General features: G+C 59.5%; 19 protein-coding genes. 11 read left to right on the top strand and 8 right to left on the bottom strand.

Annotation, left to right across the window (positions count from 1 at the left end):
- Positions 1–17 precede the first annotated feature (17 nt).
- The 4 genes from rplI (at position 18) to BM036_RS05535 (ending at position 4,048) form a co-directional block, all read left to right on the top strand.
- Positions 18–464 (top strand): 50S ribosomal protein L9, encoded by a 447-nt coding sequence (gene rplI, locus BM036_RS05550; protein WP_091849319.1) that lies wholly within the window; start codon positions 18–20, stop codon positions 462–464.
- A 185-nt stretch (positions 465–649) separates the two neighbouring features.
- Positions 650–2,047: a replicative DNA helicase gene (dnaB, locus tag BM036_RS05545; protein ID WP_091849318.1), complete on the top strand. Its 1,398-nt coding sequence runs from the start codon at positions 650–652 to the stop codon at positions 2,045–2,047.
- Complete coding sequence (alr, locus tag BM036_RS05540) at positions 2,047–3,126, top strand: alanine racemase (RefSeq protein ID WP_091849317.1); 1,080 nt, start codon at positions 2,047–2,049, stop codon at positions 3,124–3,126. Before dnaB ends, alr begins: the two co-directional genes overlap by 1 nt.
- A 22-nt stretch (positions 3,127–3,148) precedes the next feature.
- The gene (locus BM036_RS05535) at positions 3,149–4,048 is read left to right on the top strand and encodes an SDR family oxidoreductase (RefSeq protein ID WP_091849315.1); all 900 of its coding nucleotides are present in this window, start codon (positions 3,149–3,151) and stop codon (positions 4,046–4,048) included.
- On the opposite strand, the gene fnr is transcribed toward BM036_RS05535, so the two are convergent.
- The 3 genes from fnr to ylqF all read right to left on the bottom strand — a co-directional run bounded on the left by fnr (position 3,995) and on the right by ylqF (position 7,145).
- Positions 3,995–4,738, bottom strand: coding sequence for a fumarate/nitrate reduction transcriptional regulator Fnr (fnr, locus tag BM036_RS05530; RefSeq protein ID WP_091849314.1), 744 nt, complete (start codon positions 4,736–4,738; stop codon positions 3,995–3,997). The genes BM036_RS05535 and fnr overlap by 54 nt on opposite strands.
- A gap of 121 nt (positions 4,739–4,859) precedes the next feature.
- Positions 4,860–6,071 (bottom strand): beta-ketoacyl-ACP synthase I, encoded by a 1,212-nt coding sequence (gene fabB / locus BM036_RS05525; RefSeq protein WP_091849313.1) that lies wholly within the window; start codon positions 6,069–6,071, stop codon positions 4,860–4,862.
- Positions 6,072–6,215: 144 nt separating this feature from the next.
- Positions 6,216–7,145, bottom strand: coding sequence for a ribosome biogenesis GTPase YlqF (gene ylqF, locus BM036_RS05520; protein ID WP_091849312.1), 930 nt, complete (start codon positions 7,143–7,145; stop codon positions 6,216–6,218).
- A gap of 241 nt (positions 7,146–7,386) precedes the next feature.
- Between ylqF and BM036_RS05515 the strand changes: the two genes are divergently transcribed.
- Complete coding sequence (locus BM036_RS05515) at positions 7,387–7,845, top strand: Spy/CpxP family protein refolding chaperone (protein WP_091849311.1); 459 nt, start codon at positions 7,387–7,389, stop codon at positions 7,843–7,845.
- Between the two features lie 212 nt (positions 7,846–8,057).
- Complete coding sequence (locus BM036_RS05510; protein WP_091849374.1) at positions 8,058–10,130, top strand: BCCT family transporter; 2,073 nt, start codon at positions 8,058–8,060, stop codon at positions 10,128–10,130.
- A 64-nt stretch (positions 10,131–10,194) separates the two neighbouring features.
- Here the strand turns inward: BM036_RS05510 and BM036_RS05505 are convergent, their stop codons facing one another.
- The 5 genes from BM036_RS05505 to BM036_RS05485 form a co-directional block, all read right to left on the bottom strand.
- Entirely contained in the window at positions 10,195–12,681 is a 2,487-nt protein-coding gene (locus tag BM036_RS05505; protein ID WP_091849310.1) for an efflux RND transporter permease subunit, read from the bottom strand.
- Between the two features lie 105 nt (positions 12,682–12,786).
- Complete coding sequence (locus BM036_RS05500) at positions 12,787–14,007, bottom strand: methyl-accepting chemotaxis protein (RefSeq protein ID WP_091849372.1); 1,221 nt, start codon at positions 14,005–14,007, stop codon at positions 12,787–12,789.
- 228 nt (positions 14,008–14,235) lie between these two features.
- Complete coding sequence (gene lipA / locus BM036_RS05495; protein WP_091849305.1) at positions 14,236–15,270, bottom strand: lipoyl synthase; 1,035 nt, start codon at positions 15,268–15,270, stop codon at positions 14,236–14,238.
- 109 nt (positions 15,271–15,379) lie between these two features.
- Positions 15,380–16,915 (bottom strand): glycerol-3-phosphate dehydrogenase, encoded by a 1,536-nt coding sequence (gene glpD, locus BM036_RS05490; RefSeq protein WP_091849304.1) that lies wholly within the window; start codon positions 16,913–16,915, stop codon positions 15,380–15,382.
- 116 nt (positions 16,916–17,031) lie between these two features.
- Positions 17,032–17,790, bottom strand: coding sequence for a DeoR/GlpR family transcriptional regulator (locus BM036_RS05485; RefSeq protein ID WP_091849303.1), 759 nt, complete (start codon positions 17,788–17,790; stop codon positions 17,032–17,034).
- Between the two features lie 248 nt (positions 17,791–18,038).
- Between BM036_RS05485 and BM036_RS05480 the strand changes: the two genes are divergently transcribed.
- From BM036_RS05480 to BM036_RS05460, 5 genes are read left to right on the top strand one after another with little or no spacing between them, the layout of a single operon-like run.
- Entirely contained in the window at positions 18,039–19,133 is a 1,095-nt protein-coding gene (locus tag BM036_RS05480; RefSeq protein ID WP_091849302.1) for an ABC transporter ATP-binding protein, read from the top strand.
- Complete coding sequence (locus BM036_RS05475; protein ID WP_091849301.1) at positions 19,126–20,223, top strand: ABC transporter ATP-binding protein; 1,098 nt, start codon at positions 19,126–19,128, stop codon at positions 20,221–20,223. Before BM036_RS05480 ends, BM036_RS05475 begins: the two co-directional genes overlap by 8 nt.
- Positions 20,220–21,086 carry a carbohydrate ABC transporter permease gene (locus BM036_RS05470; RefSeq protein ID WP_091849300.1) on the top strand — a complete coding sequence of 289 codons (867 nt, stop codon included), beginning with the start codon at positions 20,220–20,222 and terminating at the stop codon, positions 21,084–21,086. Before BM036_RS05475 ends, BM036_RS05470 begins: the two co-directional genes overlap by 4 nt.
- 3 nt (positions 21,087–21,089) lie before the next feature.
- A complete protein-coding gene (locus BM036_RS05465) occupies positions 21,090–21,905 on the top strand; it encodes a carbohydrate ABC transporter permease (RefSeq protein ID WP_091849299.1) in 816 nt (271 codons plus the stop codon).
- Between the two features lie 13 nt (positions 21,906–21,918).
- On the top strand, positions 21,919–22,194 hold the full coding sequence (locus BM036_RS05460; RefSeq protein WP_091849297.1) for a DUF2160 domain-containing protein: 276 nt from the start codon (positions 21,919–21,921) through the stop codon (positions 22,192–22,194).
- Positions 22,195–22,221: the final 27 nt, after the last annotated feature.

The following is a 22,221-nucleotide window of genomic DNA, read 5'->3' as shown; positions in this document are numbered from 1 at the left end:
ACGAAGAGGTTAACGAGATGGAAGTTATTCTGCTCGAAAAAGTGGCAAACCTGGGTTCCCTGGGTGACAAGGTCAAGGTCAAGTCCGGTTACGGCCGCAACTTCCTGCTGCCTTATGGCAAGGCTGTAGCGGCGACCGCAGACAACCTGAAGGCGTTCGAAGAGCGTCGCGCAGAGCTGGAAAAGGCTGCCGCCGACAAGCTGGCTGCTGCACAGTCCCGCGCCGAGGCGCTGGAAGGCCAGTCCTTCACCATCAGCTCCAAGGCTGGTGACGAGGGCAAGCTGTTCGGCTCCATCGGTGTACGTGACATCGCTGACGCCATCACTGCTGGCGGTACTGAAGTCGAGAAGAGCGAAGTTCGCCTGCCGGAAGGCCCGATCCGGGTCACCGGCGAGTACGAAATCGAGCTTCAGCTGCACACTGACGTAACTGTGACCGTTCAGCTGGCCGTTGTCGCCGACTGATTGTCCCGTTCGTCATGAAGTGAGAATCGGCGACCTGTTCGCCTGCTTCTCAAATCCACAGGCCCGGACTGCCTTGGCAGCTTCCGGGCCTGTGTGTTTCTGGTATCCTTGAACGGGTCAGGTCGCTCCGTTAATCAGGGCCGACCAGGGCAATTCCATTCGTATTCCGGTATCCGAGAAAATCCATGGCCACCAGCAGTTTCAAGGCATCCAGCAGTGATCTGGAAACCTCCAGGGTGAAAATTCCTCCCCATTCCGTGGAAGCAGAACAGGCCGTACTGGGGGGGCTGATGCTGGATAACCGGCGTTTTGATGAAGTCTCCGAGGTGATCACCGCTGGGGATTTCTATCGCCAGGATCATCGGCTGATCTACGCCGCCGTGGAGAGGCTGGCTTCCGAAAGTGAGCCGCTGGATGTGGTGACCCTGGCAGAATACCTGGAGCGAGCGGGGGATATTGAAGACGCCGGCGGCCTCTCCTACCTGGCAGAGCTGGCGGAGAAAACGCCCAGTGCGGCCAATATCCGGGCCTATGCGCAGATTGTGGCAGAACGTTCGATTCTGCGTCAGTTGATTGAGGTTTCTGGTGGTATCGTGGACTCGGCCTTCAACCCCCAGGGGCGGACCAGCTCGGACCTGCTGGATGAAGCCGAGCGCAATGTCTTCCGGATTGCCGAGTCCCGCACCAAGGAGGGCTCCGGTCCGAAGGCCATAAATCCCATTCTTACCCAGGCGCTGACCCGTATCGAGGAACTGTTCGAGTCCGGTGAGAAAGTTACCGGCCTGACCACCGGCTTCACTGACCTGGATGAATGGACCTCGGGGATGCAGCCGGCGGACCTGATTATCGTGGCTGGTCGTCCTTCCATGGGTAAGACAACCTTCGCCATGAACATCGTGGAAAACGCCCTGTTGTCCTCCGGTGAGCCTATCCTGGTGTTCAGTATGGAGATGCCCGCGGATTCGATCGTCATGCGTATGCTTTCGTCATTGGGGCGTATCGACCAGACCCGCATGCGCAGCGGCAAACTGGAGGAAGACGACTGGCCCAGGCTTACCTCGGCAGTGAGTTTGCTCAAGGACAAACCCCTCTACATCGATGACACCCCGGGGCTCAGCCCCACCGAGATGCGTTCCCGGGCACGCAGGATTGCCCGGGAAAACGGTGGCAAGCTCAGCCTGATCATGGTGGACTACCTGCAGTTGATGCGGGTGCCCGGTAACACCGAGGGCCGGACCGCTGAAATTTCCGAGATCTCCCGTTCACTCAAGGGTCTGGCCAAGGAGCTCAGTTGCCCTGTGGTGGCCCTGTCCCAGCTTAACCGGAGTCTGGAGCAGCGCCCCAACAAACGACCGGTGAACTCGGACCTGCGTGAGTCCGGTGCCATTGAGCAGGACGCCGATGTCATCATGTTTGTCTACCGGGATGAGGTTTATAACGAGGATACCCAGGATAAGGGCATCGCCGAGATCATCATTGGCAAGCAGCGTAATGGTCCCATAGGCACGGTGCGCCTGGCATTTATTGGCAAGTACACCAAGTTCGAGGACCTGGCCCACGGCGACTACGGTGGGGATTACTGATGTCGCGCCCCACCGTTGCCCGCATACACCTGGACAATCTGCGCCATAATTTCCGCCTTGCCCGGGAACGCGCGGCCCCGTCCCGTACCATCGCCGTGGTGAAGGCGGATGGCTATGGCCACGGGATTGGGCGCGTGGCCCGGGCACTGGCTGCGGAGACGGATCTCTATGCGGTCGCCTGCCTGGAAGAAGCCATCGCCTTGCGAGAGGCTGGCCTGACACAGCCTGTTCTGCTCCTGCAGGGTGTTCATGAGGCCCGGGACCTGGGTGTTTGTGAAGCGCAGAACTTTACCGTCGTGGTCCACGACCCCCAGCAACTGGCCTGGCTGGAGAGTGGTAAAGCGCGGCCGCAGATCTGGCTCAAGGTAAATACCGGAATGAATCGGCTGGGGTTTGCGCCTGGCGATCTGGAGACGACCAGGGACCGACTGGCGCAAGTCGGGGTCGCCGTTACCGGTGCCATGACCCACTTCGCCTGCGCGGATGATGAACACAGTGAGAGTACTGCGCGGCAAACAGAGGTTTTTGACCAGGCTACCGCCGGGTTGGGGGCTATTACCCGAAGCGTCGCCAATTCCGCTGCCCATTTCAGGAGCGGGCAGGCGCTTTTCGATCGGACCCGGCCGGGTATCATGCTTTACGGGGGTTCGCCCATGCTTGGGTGCCACGGCCCGGCGCTGGGACTGAGGGCCGTCATGACCCTGGAGTCGCGCCTGATTGCCACCAGGGAGCTGGCACCAGGTGATGCCGTAGGGTATGGCGAGACCTGGCGGGCCTGCAGGCCCACACGGATGGGTATGGTGTGTATCGGTTATGGCGATGGCTACCCCCGTCATGCAGTAAACGGAACGCCGATGTGGATCCGTGGAACACGGGTACCGTTGATCGGCCGGGTGTCCATGGACATGCTGGCGGTGGACCTCAGTGACGTTCCCGGGGCAGCCGTGGGAGATACTGTGGAGCTCTGGGGGGAGAACATCCCGGTTGACGAAGTGGCCGTCTGCGCCGGTACGATAAGCTATGAGCTTCTGACCGGAGTCACCCAGCGAGTACCCCGTATCGAGGCGGGAAATCAATAAGTCTGAGCACAGGATCCAATTTGTGAATGTTCTGGTAGTCCATGACAATGGTGTGCTGGCCCGGCTGTTGCTCAAACAACTGAGTAGCACCCATCTTGCCGTGACCCCCCTGCTGATCAGTGACCTGTCTCACCTGGACCTGTCCGGAGTGGATCAATGGGTGCCGCCGAGCACCGATCTCATCGTCAATGCCATGTGGCTGACAGATCCGGAGGTCGCCGAGGCGGACCCGGAACAGGCCCGCACCAAGGCCTTCTCCCTGCCCATGGCGCTGGCAGAGCATGCGGCCGCGAACGAGATGATCCTGCTACAGCTGTCCACGTCCTACGTCTTTGATGGTCGCAAGCAAAGTGCCTACCTGTCTTCCAACCCAGGTAACCCTATCGGGCAGCTGGGTATCTGGCAGTGGGAGTGCGAACAGGTGATGCGAACGGTCCTGCCCCGGCACATACTGTTGCGCACCGGATGGGGCCTCCAGCGCTTTATTCGCAAGGTGCACGGTGCATCAGGGGCAGGGGAGCCGTTACGGCTTTCCAGCCGCCATCGGGGGCAGCCGGTAGCCAGCGGTGATCTCGCCAGGGTGATCCGGGCGATGGTTCTGCAAATGGACTGCGGTGCGGAGGTCTGGGGGACCTATCAATACGCCGGTGCCGAAGAGATCAGCCAGTATGACCTCGGGCTGACCCTGGCGGACCTGCCAGGAATGGACGGCGAAGGAGATGAGGTAGCGATACACGTGGTCGACGAACTGCCGTCATGGGCAGCCGTCGAGCCGGAAAACGCTACCCTGGGATGCACCAAGATCCGCAACACCTTCGGGGTGAAACAGTTGCCCTGGCGTTCCGCGCTGGAAGGGGAGCTGGCCCTGTCAGGTCTGGGCAGTGCCCTGGGCCATGGTTTGAAGGGCCTCAAGGTCGACTAGCTCGATGTCCCGGCCGCGCGCACGAATCAGGCCCTGATTCTGGAAACGGGTAAACACCCGGCTGACCGTCTCTACCGCAAGGCCAAGGAAGTTCGCAATATCATTACGGGCCATAGGCAGGTTGAAATGGGTCGGTGAGAGCTTGCGGCGCTGGAACCGGGTCGACAGCGACAGAAGCAGCGCTGCGATACGCTCCTCTGCGGTATTCTTGCTCAGCAGTACGGACAGTTGGTGGCTGTTGCGGATTTCCTGGCTCATCAGGTGGAACATGTGATGCTGCATGCCCGGCAGGGTATGGGCCAACTGCTCCAGCTGCTCCACCGGAATCTCGCATACGCTGGTACGCTCCAGTGCCTTTGCCGTCGACGCGTGGGTATCGTCACTCATGCTGTCCAGGCCAACCAGTTCACCGGGCATGAAAAAGCCGGTGATCTGCTCATCTCCGGATTCAGTAATCACGGACGTTTTGATGGCGCCGCTTTTCACCGCATAACAGGAGCGGAATGGCGTGCTCTGGGTAAACACCTGCTCCCCGCGATTGAAGATCCGATCACGGTTTACCACCTCGTCCAGACGATTCATGTCATCGCTGTCGAGCGCCAATGGCAGGCACAGATTGCTCAGGCTGCAATGCTGACAGGATGACTTGGAAATCGAAGAAACCTGATTTACGGGAATGGACTGATTCATGGCGACCCTGGTTGATGCATATCAACTCACACGATAATACGACAGCGGCAGTTTGCCAATGGTTAGCGCCCTTCTTTAAACCCGAAATCCGGCCCCGGCCATGACGGCCAGGGCCGGGCGCTCAGTCCAGTCGGCTGAAAATCAGGGAGGCGTTGGTGCCCCCGAAGCCGAAGCTGTTGGACATGACGTGGTTCAGTTCAGCCTGCCTTGACGCCGGCCCTACGATGGGCATGCCGGCAAGCTCTTCATCCGGATTTTCCAGGTTTGCAGTCCCGGCTACAAAGCCGTTCTGAAGCATCAGCAGGGAGTAGATGGCTTCCTGCACACCGGTAGCGCCCAGGGAGTGGCCGGTCAGGGACTTGGTGGACGAAATAGCGGGTACCTTGTCGCCGAATACGTTGCGCACCGCCTTCATTTCTGCCACATCCCCTACCGGAGTACTGGTGCCATGGGCGTTGATGTAATCAATGTCGCCATCCACGGTGGCCATGGCCTGCTGCATGCAGCGAGCAGCGCCTTCGCCGGAGGGGGCCACCATGTCATAGCCGTCAGAAGTGGCGCCGTAGCCGGTCAGCTCGGCGATGATATTGGCGCCCCGGTTGCGGGCGTGCTCCAGTTCCTCCAGGACCAGCATGCCGCCGCCCCCGGCGATAACGAAGCCGTCACGGCCACTGTCGAAGGGGCGAGAGGCGGCCTCTGGCGTGTCGTTGTACTTGAAGGAGAGGGCGCCCATGGCGTCAAACAGCATGGTGAGGCTCCAGTCCTCTTCCTCGCCACCACCGGCAAAGACAACATCCTGCTTGCCATTCTGGATTTGCTCCATGGCGTGGCCAATGCAGTGGGCACTGGTCGCGCAAGCTGACGACATGGAGTAGTTAACGCCGCGAATCTTGTAAGCCGTGGCCAGGCAGGCGGATACGGTCGAGGTCATGATGCGCGGCACCATGAAGGCACCAATCCGTTTGACGCCTTTCTCCCGCATAATGTCTACCGCTTCCACCTGGCTTGAGCAGGAAGCCCCGCCGGAGCCGGCGATAAGGCCGGTACGGTCATTGGAGACCATCTCTGGCGTCAGGCCGGAATCCGCGATGGCTTGCTCCATGGACAGGTAGGCGTACATCGCTGACTCACCCATGAAACGGCGGATCTTTCTGTCAATGACCGAGGTGTCCACGTCCACCATCCCGCACACCTGGCTGCGGAAGCCCAGCTCCTTATAGGTGTCATTGAACCGGATGCCGGACTTGCCCGTCCTGAGGCTGTTGGTGACTTCGTCGATGGAGTTACCAAGGCAGGACACAATGCCCATGCCGGTTACCACAACCCGTCTCATACTGTTCTCCTTGGTGCCGGGTGGCTCCTCTACAAGGGAGCAACACCCTGGTGTACATTCCCGGCGGGTACTCCAAAAAACCGCCTGTTCAGATATGGTGCGAGAGTTTAGGCAAAATCGCGAAAGATTGATATTTGACCTTCGTCAGGTGTTGCCGTTCCTGCGCTTACCTTTCTTTTTGCGCTCCTGCTCCCTGGCTCGTTCCTGCTCCAGTCGCAGTGCTTCCCGGGCCTGTTCCGCTTCAACCAATTCCGGCGTTTCCAGTGAAACAGCGCCCAGGGTGCCGGCCCGAAGCTCGTTCAGCAGCACTTCCGATACCTTATGCAGATCCGGAATGCCGCCACGGGCAAAGAAACGGCGCTTCGCCGCGATGGCGTCCATCAGTGCAAGGCCGTCGGCGGGTATCTCGTCCAGGCCATAACGTTCACAAACGCGGTCAGGGTAGGCTTGCAACAGATAGTCCGCTGCGAACAGGGCCACATCCTCGAACTCGATGACCGCTGCCCGGATGGCGCCGGTAACCGCCAGCCGGTAGCCACACTCTTCCGGGGTCAGCTTGGGCCACAGGAAGCCCGGTGTATCGTAAAGCAAAATATTGTCCGGCAACTTGATTGCCTGCTGGGCCCGGGTGACGGCGGGCTCGTTCCCGGTTTTCGCCACCGGCCGCCCGGCCAGGGTGTTGATCAGGGTGGACTTGCCCACATTGGGGATGCCCAGGATCATAATCCGAAGGGCACGGGTGTCGCGAATCGAATCAGGCACCATCTCCTGGGCCAGTCGCAAAATGCCCAGGGCTTCGTTGCGCTGATTGTGGGTCAGGGTCACGGCGCGTATGCCCTTTTTCTTCTCCAGCCACTGCTGCCATAACGCTGTGACCTCCGGGTCCGCCAGGTCCCGCTTGTTAAGCACCTTGATGACCGGCGTATCGCCCCTCAGGGCAGGTACCATGGGGTTCTCACTGCTGAACGGTATGCGCGCATCCAGGACCTCGATGATCAGGTCCATCTGCGGCATCACCTGTTTGATCTCCTTGCGGGCCTTGTGCATGTGGCCTGGAAACCAGTTGATGGCCATGGTGTGAGCTCCTGGCGTGGATGGGCAGTGTGAAGTGGGACAGGGCGCCATTATGGCGGGGAATAAAGAATTTTTCACATTTCCCGTGAGGCCGCAGATGCCGGGGCCTGACAGGCGGCAGGTGGATGATATGTCGTTATAGGCGCCAGTTGTGGGGTGAATTTGCCGGTTGATTTCTTTAGGGTGGACATGTTCCGATGCCATTCATAAACGACTGACCAATGATACCACGGAGATTTAGATGACCCTTATTCGCAACTTTGCGCTTGCCCTGATTGCCATGACCTTTGCCGGGTTTGCCATGGCCCAGCAACAACAGCCGGACCAGGTTTCCCAGATTGCCGAGCTTGTCGGCCTCAGCGCTGACCAGGAAGCAGAGATCCGCGAGATTATGCAGGAAACCCAGGGCGAACTTCGGGAGCTCCAGGCGGAAGCTACCGAAGTCCAGCAGCAGCTGCAGGACCAGATCGGCCCCGACTATGACGAAGGCGCCATCCGCGAAGATGCGGCACGCCTGGGTGAGCTGAACGGTGAGATGACAGCCCTGTCCACCCTGATGCAGGCCCGCATCGACAGCGTGTTCACTGAAGAGCAGCGCAATACCCTGGAGCAGCGCATGCGCGAAATGCAGCGCCAGCAGCAACAGATGCGCCAGCAAATGCAGCAGCGTCAGATGCAACAGCAACAGCAGATGCAGTAATGCGCTGACAATTGCGCCACTGCGGTGGCGCAATGGAATCAGACAGCCGCATTTCCCGGTTCGGGGAGTGCGGCTTTTTTATTGGAGTATTGCTCAACACTGATCCATAACCAGTATTTTAACCTATAGTTATCCCGGACGATTTTCGCGAACCGGGGGCTGTTACCGGGAAGCATGACCCGTCACTGATAGCCCCAGACATGGACCTGACTATGATTGCAGAAAAAAAATCATTTCAATCGACCATACTGGCACCGGTATTTGTTCCTGCTGTAGTGGTCACGCTGTTGCTGGTTGTCGGCACGATTGCCAATCCTGAGCTCGCAGGCGAGTTATTTGCAAGCACACTGGCCTGGATTACCAACACTTTTGGTTGGTTCTACATGCTCGCAGTAGCGATCTTCCTGGTATTCATTGTTTCCGTTGCGGCGTCTCGCTGGGGAAATATCAAGCTCGGGCCAGACCATGCCGAGGCCCAGTACAGTTTCCCCGCCTGGTTTGCCATGCTGTTCTCCGCCGGCTACGGCATAGCGCTGCTGTTCTTTGGGGTAGCCGAGCCGGTATTACACTTTTCCTCACCGCCCGCAGGGGCTGCAGAAACGGTTGATGCTGCCAAGCAGGCAATGCAGATAGCTTTCTTTCACTGGGGATTCCACATCTGGGCTATCTATGGCCTGGTTGGCCTGGTGCTGGCTTACTTTGCCTTCCGTCACGGCCTGCCGCTGTCCATCAGGTCCGCACTCTACCCGTTGATCGGCGAGCGAATCTATGGGCCGCTGGGGCACATTGTCGATGTCTTTGCCATCCTTGGTACCCTGTTCGGTATTGCCACCACCCTCGGGCTTTCCGTTGCCCAGATCAATGCGGGTATAAACTATCTGTGGGAAGGGGTTCCGATCAGCACCACGGTGCAGATCATTGCCATTGCCATTATCACCGCAGCGGCCACGGTCTCGGTGGTGGCTGGCCTGGATAAGGGAGTGAAGAACCTTTCCATCCTCAACATGGTGCTGGCCGTGTTGCTGATGACGTTCGTTTTCATCGTCGGCCCGTCCATTCTGATTCTGGAGACCTTCCTGCAGAACACAGGTAGCTACCTGAGCGGCATCGTGGAACGTACCTTCAACCTGCAGGCGTATACCCGCAGTGACTGGATTGGCAACTGGACGCTGTTCATCTTCGGCTGGACGATTGCCTGGGCACCGTTTGTGGGCCTGTTTATCGCGAAAATCAGTCGCGGCCGCACCATTCGTGAGTTTGTGGTCGGGGTCATGCTGGTGCCCTCCCTGTTTACCTTCCTCTGGTTCTCCATTTTTGGCGACACCGCACTGAACCTGATCATGAATGAGGGTGTAACCACGCTGATCGCTGACGTACAGAATGACCATGCGGTGGCCCTGTTCAAGTTGTTCGATCAGTTACCCTGGTCCTTCTTTATCTCGCTGGTGACGGTATTCCTGATCATTACCTTCTTTGTGACCTCCTCCGACTCCGGCTCGCTGGTTATTGACTCCCTGGCTTCCGGTGGTGTGTTGCAAACACCGGCCTGGCAGCGGGTATTCTGGGCGGTACTGGAAGGGGTGGTGGCCTCGGCCCTGTTGCTGGCAGGTGGTCTGAATGCCTTGCAGACAATGACCATCGCCAGTGCCCTGCCGTTTGCCATCATCATGCTGATCGCCATGGTGGGTATGTGGCGGGCGCTGGTGATCGAAGGGCATCGTGAAACCAGCCTTGTGGCTCATATGGCGTCCAATCGTCATATGACAGGCTCACAGTGGCGGCACCGCCTCGCCGGGATTATGGAATTCCCTGACCGGGAGCAGGTGGCCGGGTACATCCGCGACAAGGTGATGGCTGCGATGCGAGAGGTGGAATCGGAAATGCGCGAGCGAGGTTGGGAGGCCGTAGCGACCTATGACGACACGAACATTCGTTCCCACCTCCAGGTGCACCGGGAAGGTCATGTGGACTTTGTCTATGACATCCGGCTTACCGAACATCCCATGCCCGGTTTCGTCTATGCGGAGCTGAAGCGTGATCCGGACCAGCCGGACGTGTTCTACCGCGCCGAGGTATTCCTGCGTCGTGGCGGTCGTTCCTATGATGTATTCGGCTATGACAAGGATGACATCATCAAGGACATCCTCGACCAGTTCGAGAACTACCTGCACTTCCTCCACATCTCGCCGGGCAAGCTGCCCTGGGATATGGCCGAGCATGATGAAATGCTGGACACGGATAACGGCGATACACCGCCCCCGGAGGGCAAGCCAACCACCAGCTGAATGACCGTAAGCTTAAAGAAAACCCTGGCCGCCGCAAGGTGACCAGGGTTTTTTTAACGGCTCATTAGTGGCTGGCAGCCGGGCCGAAGGGTTTCAACAGAAGGATCAGCCGGGGCAGCAACATCAGTGCTCCCATCAGTGCCATGAACATGGCAAAGCCGGTGAACAGGCCGAAGTAGATGGTGGGCAGGAAGTTGGACAGCACCAGGATCGAGAAACCAATGATAATCGTCAGGGTAGTGTAGGACATGGCCCGACCGATACTCTGGTGGCAACGGTGCATGGTGGCGATATAGTCCCGGTCCTTTTCGAACTCTACCCGGAAGCGGTGGATATAGTGGATGGTGTCATCCACGGCAATGCCTACCGTGATGGCGGCTACGGTGATGGTCATCATGTCCAGGGGAATGCCCAGCCAGCCCATCAGGCCCAGCACAGAGCCCGCTGCCAGCAGGTTGGGGGCAATGCCGATCAGGGCCATTTTCAGGGACCGGAACAGTACGAAAAACATGATCGTGATCGCCAGGAATACGATGCCCAGGGTGCGGATCTGGGAGTCAAACAGGCTCTGGAGCATGTTGTTGTACATCACGGTCATACCGGTGAACAGTAGCTGACCTTGTTCAAAGCCCAACTTGCCGTGCAGGTGATTGCGGATCTCGGCCAGCAATTCATCCCGTCGAAGGTCCGGCAGGGAATCGATCAGGCGGATATTGATGCGTGCCCGGTGGTGCTCCTCATTGATATAGGGCGTCAGCAGGATGGGGGCCAGGTCATCCGGCAGCATGGCCGGCACGAAGGCCACCTCCATGGCGTTCAGGGGCTCACCGCCGTTGATTTCGGCCAGCAGGCGCAGGGTGGTGGTGACGGAGAGTACCTTGCCGGTTTCCGGCAGGCCGGCCAGGTAGTCATGGACCTGCTCCAGGCGATCCAGTTTCTGCCAGGTGAACCAGGTGTCCCGCAGGTCACCATCTTCGCAGTCCTCTACGAAGGGGTCGCAGTCACTGGCGAAGGGATCAGTTTCGGCATCTTCAGGTCGTTCCAGGTCAGTAATGATGATATCCAGTGGCGTTGTGCCACCGAGCTTCTGGTCAATCACCACCATGCCCTGGTGGATCTCGGTGTCGGACTTGAAATAGTCGATAAAGCTGTTTTCCACCGACAGGCGGCTCATGCCCACCACGCACAGCACCGCCAGGGCCAGGGAGCCGGCCAGCACTGTACCGCCAAAGCGTTCGGTAATGCGTGCAAAGGCATCGGTCAGCGGCAAGCTGCCCGGGCGGCTCTGGCGCACCGGCGGCTCAGGCAGAAGGGCGACCAGGACCGGGAACACCAGAAAGCTGATGGCAAAGGCCAGCGCCAGGCCCAGGGTCATCATCCAGCCGAAGTCGATCACCGGTCGGATGCCGCTGAAGGTCAGTGAGCCAAAGGCCACCATGGTGGTCAGAGCCATGTAGAAACAGGGTTTCACCATGGTGGAGAGCGTATCGCGAAGGTGCTGTTTGCGGTCGTCCTGCGGATGCGCCTGTTGATGCTCCCGGTACCGCACCATCAGGTGGATCGTCAGTGACAGGGTCATGATCAGCAGCAGGGAGACAAAGTTGGACGAGATTACCGTCACCGGCCACTGCATCCAGCCCAGGTAACCGGCCACCAGCCATACCGTGAACCCACAGCACAGGATGGGTACCACCACCCACTGCCAGCTACGGAAGATCACCACCAGGGTCAGAAGCAGGAAGATCAGTACACCCACGCCAAAGGTGGACAGATCGCTTTCGATAAAGCGGATCATGTCCGAAGCAATCATGGGTACACCGCCCAGGTGAATCTCGGCGTTGTCGCGGTAGCGGTCGAGGATGGCGCGAACATCGGTAATTGTTTGTTCACGCTCGGCCTCCAGTTCGGCTGCCAGCTGTCGGAACTGTTCAGAGACCTGCTGCAGTTTCTGCCGTTGCTGTTGGTTCAGTTCACCTACCCGGGCCTGCTCCCGCAGGTCATTGCGCAGGCGCACCAGCTCGAAGTAACGGTCGGGTGTTGGCAGGTTGACCTGGATCGCCGTGGTACTGGCATCCTCGCTGATCAGCATGTTGGGATAGAGGGGATTCGAAAGCAGGGAGTCCCTGGCCTGGTCCAGTGGGACCTCGTCCTGGTCCAGCGTCAGCAGCTCCTCATCAACCGTGTCGATGCCGAGGTCCGGGCTGTGGAGCAGGGGAACGTTGAGAATGCTGTTGGTGGAGCCAACCGGCCCAAGGGCGGCCAGGTCATCCCGCAGGTTGCGCAGGGTATTAATGGCCGGCTGGCTGAACAGGTCGCCGTCCGGCTTGTAGGTTACCACCAGGAAATCATCGGACGCTTCAAAGCGCTGGCTGACGGTGCGGTAGTCCTCCAGGGCGGTATCATTCTCCAGCACCAGGGATTCGGCAGAGGCGTCCAGGCGGAACTGGTGCAGTTTCAGGCTGGCAATGACCAGCACGACGGCAAACAGGATCAGCACCCGCCAGGGGTGGTTGAGAATCAGCCGGTCATAGAGGCTGTAGAAGGAACGCATTGAGTGACAGACTCCGCTGGTCAGAAGGAACTGCGAAGTCTGCCACACTGTGAAAAATTTTGTGAAAAATAGCGTTAAATGACTCGCCGTGCCGGAACATCCGCTTTAACTGGCGCGTACCTGTCGGGACGCTTCTTCCAGGGAGTCAATAAGCTGCTTGAGGCGCCGGGTCATTTCAGCGCTGGCGGCCAGTTCTCGGACCATGCCCTCAGTGGTTTCGCGTATCCCCCGCACGTCGGCAAGGACGGCATCGGTGCCGGCAGTCTGTTCGGCGGACACCCGGGCGATCTGTTCGTTGGTCTCGTCGATGCGGGCCACCATGCCCTGGATGTCCTGCAACGCCTGGCGACCCTCTGAGGCATCGCTGACGCAGCGGTGCGCATCGTCCGAGCTGGCCGTCATCTGGTCAACCGCGGCCGCCATGGCATCCAGGAGCCGGTCCAGGGTGCCCTGGATCTGGTCGGTGGAGTCCTGCACCCGCTGGGCCAGCTTGCGGACCTCATCGGCAACCACGGCGAAGCCCCGGCCCTGTTCACCGGCACGGGCAGCTTCGATGGCGGCGTTGAGTGACAGCAGGTTGGTCTGCTCGGCAATCCCCCTGATCTCGGTCACCGCCTGGCGGATTTCCTGGCTGTTGCCAGCCAGTGCCTGCACTGCCCCGGCCGAGGTTTCAACGGTTTGTGAGAGTTTCTCAATGGAATCCGCCGTCCGGGTGACCCGGTCGTGCCCCTCGCGGGCGGCGCGGTGTGCTTCATGGGACAGGGTGTTGGCCATACCGGCCTGTTCGGCAATGCCCGAGAAACTCTGCAGCATGGCCTCTACCGTCTCGGCGGAACGATCGGCACCCTGTTGTTGCCGGGTCAGCTCGTCACGGCGCTGCTCAGCGGCGGCGGTCAGCTCACGGACTTCCTCGTGCAGGCGGCGGATCGCCTCCAGCATGTTGCGGACCACGTCACCGGTGCGTTGCTGCATGGCGTTGAAGGCTTCGGCCATCTCACCGATCTCATCGCTGGAGTCAACACTGGCCCGTTCGTTGAGATCGCCGGACTGCTGAACCGATACCATGGTTTTCTTGAGCCGGTTGACGTGCCGTTCGATAAAGGAAATCAGTAACTGGGAGCCGGCCATCTCCAGCAGCATCAGTAACGCTACGATGCCGGCATATCCGGGCGCTGCGTCGGCGAACACGGTCATGAACGGCTGGTCAGTCCGGTTCGCGACATCGCTGATGGCGTAGAGCACCAGCAGACACATGACCACGAAGACCATGATGTTCAGTAGCCAGAATTTGTACTTCAGGCGGGCATTCTTGAGCAGCGTCAGCATGGTTAACCTGTTGTTGTCATGGTCCACCGGTGGCGGCAGTGGACGGATTACGAATCGGCTCCTGAAGATATCACCGGAACAGGGGGCGATGCTTGCTCCGGATCAGTTGGGGCTGACCTTTGACAATGTCTTACAAACAGGTATCGGCGGCTGGTGGCATTTCTTGAGGTTAGCAGGTGCCGGGGTGCGGCCAGCGGCGGCAAGCCGCTGGCGCAATGTTTTTAGGGGTCAGTCCACCTGACGTACTGGAATGGCGCTGGTGTCTCGCGGTACCGCCGGCACGGCCAGGCCAAGGTTGTTCTTCTCGAATACCCGGTCGGCACGATAGCTGGACCGAACCATGGGGCCGGAGGGAACTTCCATGAAGCCTTTTTCCAGCCCGATGTCCCGATACCGGTTGAATTCCTCCGGGGTGATATAACGTTCCACCGGCAGGTGGTTGGGCGTGGGGCGCAAATACTGACCGAGGGTGAGAATGTCCACGCCGATGGCCCTCAGGTCGTCCATGGTTGAGAGGATTTCTTCCTCGGTTTCACCCAATCCCAGCATCAGGCTGGTCTTGGTGAGCACGTCCGGGCGGTACTGCTTGGCGTGGGCGAGCACGCTCAGGGTTTTCTCATAGCCTGCACGTGGGTCGCGGACGCGACGGGTCAGGCGTTTGACGGTTTCAACATTCTGGGCGAACACATCCAGTCCGGAATCCACCACTTTCTCCACGTGGGGCATGACCGCATCGAAGTCCGGGGTCAGGGCTTCGACGGCGACTTCCGGGGTGCGCTGTTTGATGGCGGCAACACAGGCGGCGTAGTGGGCGGCACCACCATCGTCCAGGTCGTCCCGGTCCACTGAGGTGAGCACGATGTAGCGCAAGCCCATGAGCTCAACGGACTTCGCCGTGTTTTCCGGTTCGTCGTGGTCCAGCCAGCCCTTGGGGTTGCCGGTGTCCACCGCACAAAACTTGCAGGCCCGGGTGCATACGGAGCCCATCACCATGATAGTCGCTGTACCGTTGTTCCAGCACTCACCAATATTGGGGCAATGGGATTCCTGGCATACGGTGCTCAGGCGATGCTCGTTGACGTTCTGACGCACCGCCTCGAAGCGTTCACCGCCGGGCATGCGGGCACGGAGCCATTTGGGTTTGCGCTGCACAGGCGTTTCCGCGCTGGCGGTTTTCTTGACGCCATCCTTGATGGCCGAGAATCCGTGTTCATTGCGGAACTTCGAGCCGCTGACTACGCGGGGTTTGGCGTTGTCGCTCATGGCAACCGGGGTCTCTTTGCGAAGGTGTATGCGGGTACGTAAAGAGTAAGGCCCCGGACCAGTGGATACAAGCGGCATAGGGGAAATCCCGGTGCCACTTTGGTCGGGTTCAGACCGGTTGCTGGCCGGAAGCGCAGGCCTTCTCGGGTGCCTGTGACGTGCGGGTCTTCAGCCAACTTTCCAGTTCGCCGATCTGCTCTGCGCTGGCGTAGAGGCCCTGCTTGGTGCGCCGCCACAGGACATCGTCTGCGTTGCCTGCCCATTCGTGGCGTACCAGGTAGTCCACTTCCCGCTCATAGAGGTTGCCCAGGAAGTGACGCCCGAGATCATCCAGGCGGGCGCTGTCGCCCAGCAGTAGGTAACTGTCCGTACCATAGCTGCGTACCAGGCGTGAGGCGAGCAGGCCGGGTAGCCAGGGGTAGTGTTGGCACAGGGCTTCCTGCAAGCGAGGCTGACTCTGGAAGTCACCGCCCGGCAGGACGGCGTCCCGTGTCCAGTGTCCCCGCGCTTCCGGGAAATACTGGCAGAGCCGGTCAGTGGCTGCTTCGGCCAGCTTGCGAAAGGTGGTGAGCTTGCCCCCGAATACCGACAGCAGCGGTGTTTTTCCGCCAGGTGCATCCACTTCGAAGGAATAGTCCCGTGAGGCTTTCTGGGCACTTTCTTCCTCATCATCCATCAGTGGTCGGACCCCTGAGTAGGACCAGACCACATCCTCCGGCGTCAGCTGGTGGCGGAAATAGTGGTTAACAATATCGAGCAGGTAACGGGTTTCCTCGCCGGAAATCGTGGCTTCCGACGGGTTGCCCTCGTAGTCCACGTCAGTGGTGCCCACCAGTGAGAAGTGGTCTTCGTAGGGGATGACAAATACAATCCGCTCGTCTTCGTTTTGCAGGATGTAGGCCTCATCATCCCGGTTGAGTCGGGGTACCACGATATGACTGCCCTTGACCATGCGAATCATGCGCGGGGCTTTCTGGTCCAGGGTGCTGTCGAACAGGCTGCTGACCCAGGGGCCGGCCGCATTGACCAATGCCCGGGTACGAACCACGCGGGAATCACCGGTTCGGGTGTCCAGCAGGGTAACCTGCCAGTGATCACTGCCCCGTTCGGCCCGGACGCAGCGGGTCCTGGTCTGAATGCGGGCACCGAGCTGTTCCGCCTTGCGGGCCGTGAGCACCACCAGGCGGGCGTCATCCACCCAGCCGTCGGAATATTCGAACCCCCGGGTGATCTCCGGTTTCAGTGGATCGTCAGGGGTAAAGGTGATGGACCGGGAACCGGGCAGCAGTTCACGCTTTGCCAGGTGGTCATACAGGAACAGGCCGGCGCGGATCATCCAGGCCGGTCGCAGGTGGGGCTGGTGCGGCAGGCGAAAGCGCATCGGCCACATGATGTGGGGCGCATTTGCGAGCAGGGCTTCCCGTTCGGCGAGGGCCTGGCGCACAAGGCGGAATTCATAGTGTTCGAGGTAACGCAGGCCGCCATGAATCAGCTTGCTGCTGCGGCTGGAGGTAGCTGAGGCCAGGTCGTTCATTTCACAAAGCAGTACCCTGAGGCCCCGGCCGGCGGCATCCATGGCGATCCCTGTGCCATTCACGCCGCCGCCCACTACGACCACGTCATAACTCTCCGGTTTGCCGGTCATCACGTTCTTCCTTTAATCCTGGATGTGCACCGATGGAAGGAGTATGGAAAAGTCGTGGATATTCGTAAAGGAAAATATCGAAAATAAACGAAAGTGCCTATGATGGTGTCTCCAGCTCAGACGACGTGCAGACTGACCTGGTGTTCGGTAAGCAGGTGGCAGATTTCCTCAGGCGGTGCCTGGTCGGTGAACACATGGTCGGCCTGCACGATGTTGCCCAGCCGGACCATGGCATTGCGACCGAACTTGGTGTGGTCTGCCGCCAGTAACACCTGGCTGGAGTTATTGATAATGGCCTGGGCGACGCGGACCTCCCGGTAGTCGAAATCGAGCAGCGAGCCGTCACTGTGAATGCCGCTGATACCGATGATGCCAAAGTCCATGCGGAACTGGTTGATAAAGTCGCGGGTGGCCTCGCCCACAATGCCACCGTCCCGGTTACGTACCTCGCCACCGGCGATAATTATGGTGAAGTCTTCCCTGGCGGAGAGGATTGACGCTACGTGCAGGTTGTTGGTGACCACCCTCAGGTTGTTCTTTACCAGCAGGGCCCGGGCGATGGTCTCGGTGGTGGTACCGATATTGATGAACAGTGATGCGTTGTCGGGAATCATGTCCACCAGTGCTGAGGCGATGCGCTCCTTGGCGTCCAGTTCCATGATCTTGCGGGCCTGGTAGGCGGTGTTCACCGTGCTTGAGTCGATTCCGGCGCCGCCGTGGTGCCGGCGTACCCGGTTCTGCCTCGCCAGTTCGTTCAGGTCCCGGCGGATGGTTTGCGGAGTCACCTGGAAGTGGTCAACCAGCTGTTCCGTGGTGGCAAACCCCTGTTGCTGAATCAGTTCCAGGATCTGCTCCTGGCGGCGGGTTTGCGGCATGTTGACTCCCGATGTTCGTCAGCGAAAAGGCTTTTGCCGCTGCAGTATAAACCAGGATCGTTCAGCTTGTGGTATTTCAGCAGGTTGTGTGGCGTGACAGGGAGTCAGGCGTTTTTCGTTAACAAACTGCGAAAATGGTCATGATTGTTTGCGAACATTCAGAGCCTGTACTAGAACGATAGGAGGTTGTTTCAAAGGGACAGCAGGGTGCTTGCGAGCGGCCTGCACAAAAACAAGAAGGAAACCGGATGTCGCTGCAACTGGAGAATGTCTCCCGCGCCGTTGATGGCGTGGATTTCATCCGTGATGCCGATCTGACGTTCGAGGCCGGATCGTTCAATGTGCTGCTGGGTCGTACCCTGGCCGGGAAAACTTCCCTCATGCGCCTGATGGCGGGACTGGACCAGCCCGACAGCGGCCGTATCCTCCATAATAGCGAGGACGTGACCGGTCAGGGCGTGCGCAAGCGCAATGTCTCGATGGTCTATCAGCAGTTCATCAATTATCCCAACCTAACCGTCTACGAAAACATTGCCTCACCCCTGCGCCTTGCAAAGATGAAGGAGCAGGAACTGGATCGTCGGGTAAAAGAGACGGCAGCCATGCTGCACATCGATAACCTGCTGTCCCGTTACCCGCTGGAGCTTTCCGGGGGGCAGCAGCAACGGACCGCCATGGCCCGGGCACTGGTCAAGGATGCAACGCTCATCCTTTTCGACGAACCCCTGGTTAACCTGGATTACAAGTTGAGGGAGGAGCTGCGCTCGGAGCTTCGCCAGTTGTTCCGTGAGCGCCAGTGCATTGCGGTCTATGCCACCACCGAAGCCAACGAGGCCCTGGCACTGGGTGGCACCACAACATTGCTGCATGAGGGCAGGGTGGTGCAGACCGGACCGGTGGCGGAGGTCTATCGTCGACCGGTCAACACCCTGGCGGCGGAACTGTTCAGCGAACCGCCCATGAACCTGCTACCGGGTAAGGTCACCGGCAACTCGGTTACCTTTGGCGCCAATATCCACCACGACCTCACCCGTGAACTGGGTGATCTGGCAGAAGGTGACTACCTTTTCGGCATTCGCCCCAGTCATGTGGGCTTATCTCCGGCGGGGGAGGATGACCTAGCGTTGGAAATGGAAGTGGAACTGGCGGAAATCAGTGGCTCGGAAACCTTCCTCCACGTGGGTGCCGGGGCGCTGGACATGGTGGTCCAGGAGCTGGGAGTGCATACACGTCACCCAGGAGGGCAGGTAAAAATCTACCTGCCCATGAACCGCCTTTTCGTGTTCGACCAGCGTCGGGCGCTGGTGCATACCCCGGCGGATAGCGGAGGTGTTCATGGCTGAGATCGCCCTGACGGCCATGGCTCATAGCTATGAAAAGGAGCCAGCCGGGCCGGAAGACTACGCCATCCGTCAGCTGGACCACGTATGGGAAAAGGGCGGGGCCTATGCGCTGCTGGGTCCTTCCGGGTGCGGCAAAAGCACCATGCTCAACATCATTTCGGGCCTGCTGGCGCCCTCGGAAGGACAGGTACTGTTCGACGGCAAGCCGGTCAACCATCTCTCGCCCAGGGAGCGCAACATTGCCCAGGTGTTCCAGTTCCCGGTGGTGTACGACTCCATGACGGTGTTCGACAACCTGGCCTTTCCCCTCAGGAACAGCGGGTTACCAAAGGCGAAAATCCGGGAGCGGGTCAACGAAATTGCGGAAGTCCTTGAGCTGGAACCCCTGCTGCACCGCAAGGCCCGTAACCTGACCGCAGACGAAAAGCAGAAGGTGTCCATGGGTCGTGGGCTGGTTCGGGAGGACGTCTCGGCGATCCTGTTTGACGAACCCCTGACGGTGATCGACCCGCAGCTGAAATGGAAGCTTCGCCGCAAGCTCAAACAGATCCATGAACAGTTCGATATCACCATGATCTATGTAACCCACGACCAGCTGGAAGCGTCGACCTTCGCTGACCGGATCGCGGTGATGTACGAGGGGCGCATCGTGCAGTTTGGTACACCCACGGAATTGTTCGAGAACCCCAACCATACCTTTGTAGGCTTCTTCATCGGCAGCCCCGGTATGAACCTGATAGATGTGACCCGCTGCCCGGGCGGAGTGCAGTTCGGCAACACGCGCTTCCCACTATCGGAAGGAGTGATGAAGCGGCTCGCGGAAACAGGCTCGGACAATCTGCGCCTGGGTATAAGGCCGGAATTTATCGAACTGACAGAGCCGAACCCGGATAGCTGCCCGGCCATCGTGGAGGATGTGGAAGACCTGGGTACCTACCAGATCCTCACCGCGCAACTGGAAGGCCAGGGCCTCAAGGTCCGGCTCTCGGAGGATATCCAGGTTGAGCGGAAGCAGGTGGTGCACCTTCACTTTCCGGCACGCTGGCTGAAGCTGTACGTGGACGAATTCCTGGTGGAGGCATCGCCATGAGAAAGGTCCCGGACAACCGTGCCTGGTGGCTGGTGCTGCCGGTACTGCTGCTGGTGGCGTTTTCCGCCCTGGTGCCATTGATGACCGTGGTGAACTATTCAGTGCAGGATATTTTCGGTCCTGGTAACGCCTATTACGTGGGCACCGAATGGTTCCGGGATGTATTGCGGGACGAGCGCCTGCAGGCGTCGCTATTGCGGCAATTCGGTTTCTCTGCAGCGGTCCTGGCTATCGAGATTCCGCTGGGAATCGGGATCGCGCTAATGATGCCAAAAGGTGGCATTCGCGCGTCCCTGTGCTTGATCCTGCTGGCGATTCCGCTGCTGATTCCCTGGAACGTGGTGGGCACCATCTGGCAGATCTTCGCCCGGGGTGATATCGGCCTGTTCGGCTGGGGGCTCAACCAGCTGGGCTTCAACTACAACTACACCGGCGACCCGGTGGACGCCTGGCTGACGGTGCTGTTGATGGATGTGTGGCACTGGACGCCACTGGTGGCACTGCTGTGCTATTCCGGCCTGCGGGCCATCCCCGAGGCGTTCTACCAGGCGGCGGAGATTGACCGCGCCTCACGCTGGGCGGTGTTTCGCTATATCCAGCTACCCCGCCTGAAAAACGTGCTGGTGATCGCCGTGCTGCTGCGGTTCATGGACAGCTTCATGATCTATACCGAGCCGTTTGTGCTCACCGGAGGCGGGCCGGGAAGTTCCACCACCTTCCTGAGCCAGACCCTGACTACCATGGCGGTTGGCCAGTTCGACCTTGGGCGGGCTGCGGCCTTCTCCCTGGTGTACTTCCTGATTGTGTTGCTGGTGTCGTGGCTGTTCTTTACTGCCATCACCCATATGGACAAGGAGCGCTAGGCCATGGCGATAAGAGAACGATCCCGCAGCAAGGGACTGGGCATTACGGTCTTCATTATCCTGCTGCTGACGCCCATCTACTGGTTGCTGAACATGTCGTTCAAGACCAACCGGGAGATCCTCAGCGGACTGACCCTTTGGCCACAGAATTTCACCTTTGACAACTACGTGGTGATCTTTACCGATTCGAGCTGGTACTCCGGCTATATCAACTCCATGACCTACGTGTTGATGAACATGACGATCACCCTGACTGTGGCCTTGCCGGCGGCCTATGCGTTCAGTCGGTACCGGTTCCTGGGGGACAAGCACCTGTTCTTCTGGCTGTTGAGCAACCGCATGGCGCCGCCGGCGGTGTTTCTGTTGCCCTTCTTCCAGCTGTATTCCTCCATCGGGCTGTTTGATACCCATATCGCCGTGGCCCTGGCTCACTGCCTGTTCAATGTACCCCTGGCGGTGTGGATCCTGGAGGGCTTCATGTCCGGGGTGCCCCGGGAGTATGACGAGATGGCTTATATCGACGGCTACAGCTTCCCCCGGTTCTTCGTGAAGATCTTCATGCCCATGATCCGCTCCGGTATCGGGGTGACCGCGTTCTTTATCTTCATGTTTTCCTGGGTAGAGCTGCTACTGGCCAGGACGCTGACGTCTGTGGACGCGCAGCCCATCGCCGCCATCATGACCCGCACCATCGGCGCCAGCGGCATTGACTGGGGGGTGCTGTCGGCGGCCGGGGTGCTGACCATCCTGCCCGGGGTACTGGTGGTCTGGTTCGTTCGCAACCACGTGGCCCGGGGCTTTGCCCTGGGGCGTGTATAGGGGAGGGAGTCTGATGCTGGACTGGATGAACTGGACCCAGCCGGTTGCCATTTTCTTCGTGGTTATCGCCTGCATTCTGGTGGCCATGTCAGTGTGGGAACTGGCTTCGCCGTGCAGCGAGCGACGGGGCTTCCTTCCCATTGCCACCACCCGGGGCGACCGGTTGTTTATCGGGCTGCTTTGTGCGGCCTACATTCACCTGGCATTTTTGGGGCTCAGTGAGATCTCACTATGGGTTGCCCTGGCAGTGTCCGTGGCCTGGCTGCTGATTTTGCTGCGTTGGGGCTGAAAGGAGCTAACCGGAAGGGAGGGTATG

It is taken from the genome of Marinobacter segnicrescens (assembly GCF_900111555.1).
Classification (GTDB): domain Bacteria; phylum Pseudomonadota; class Gammaproteobacteria; order Pseudomonadales; family Oleiphilaceae; genus Marinobacter; species Marinobacter segnicrescens.
This window is presented reverse-complemented; position numbering and strand designations above follow the sequence as displayed.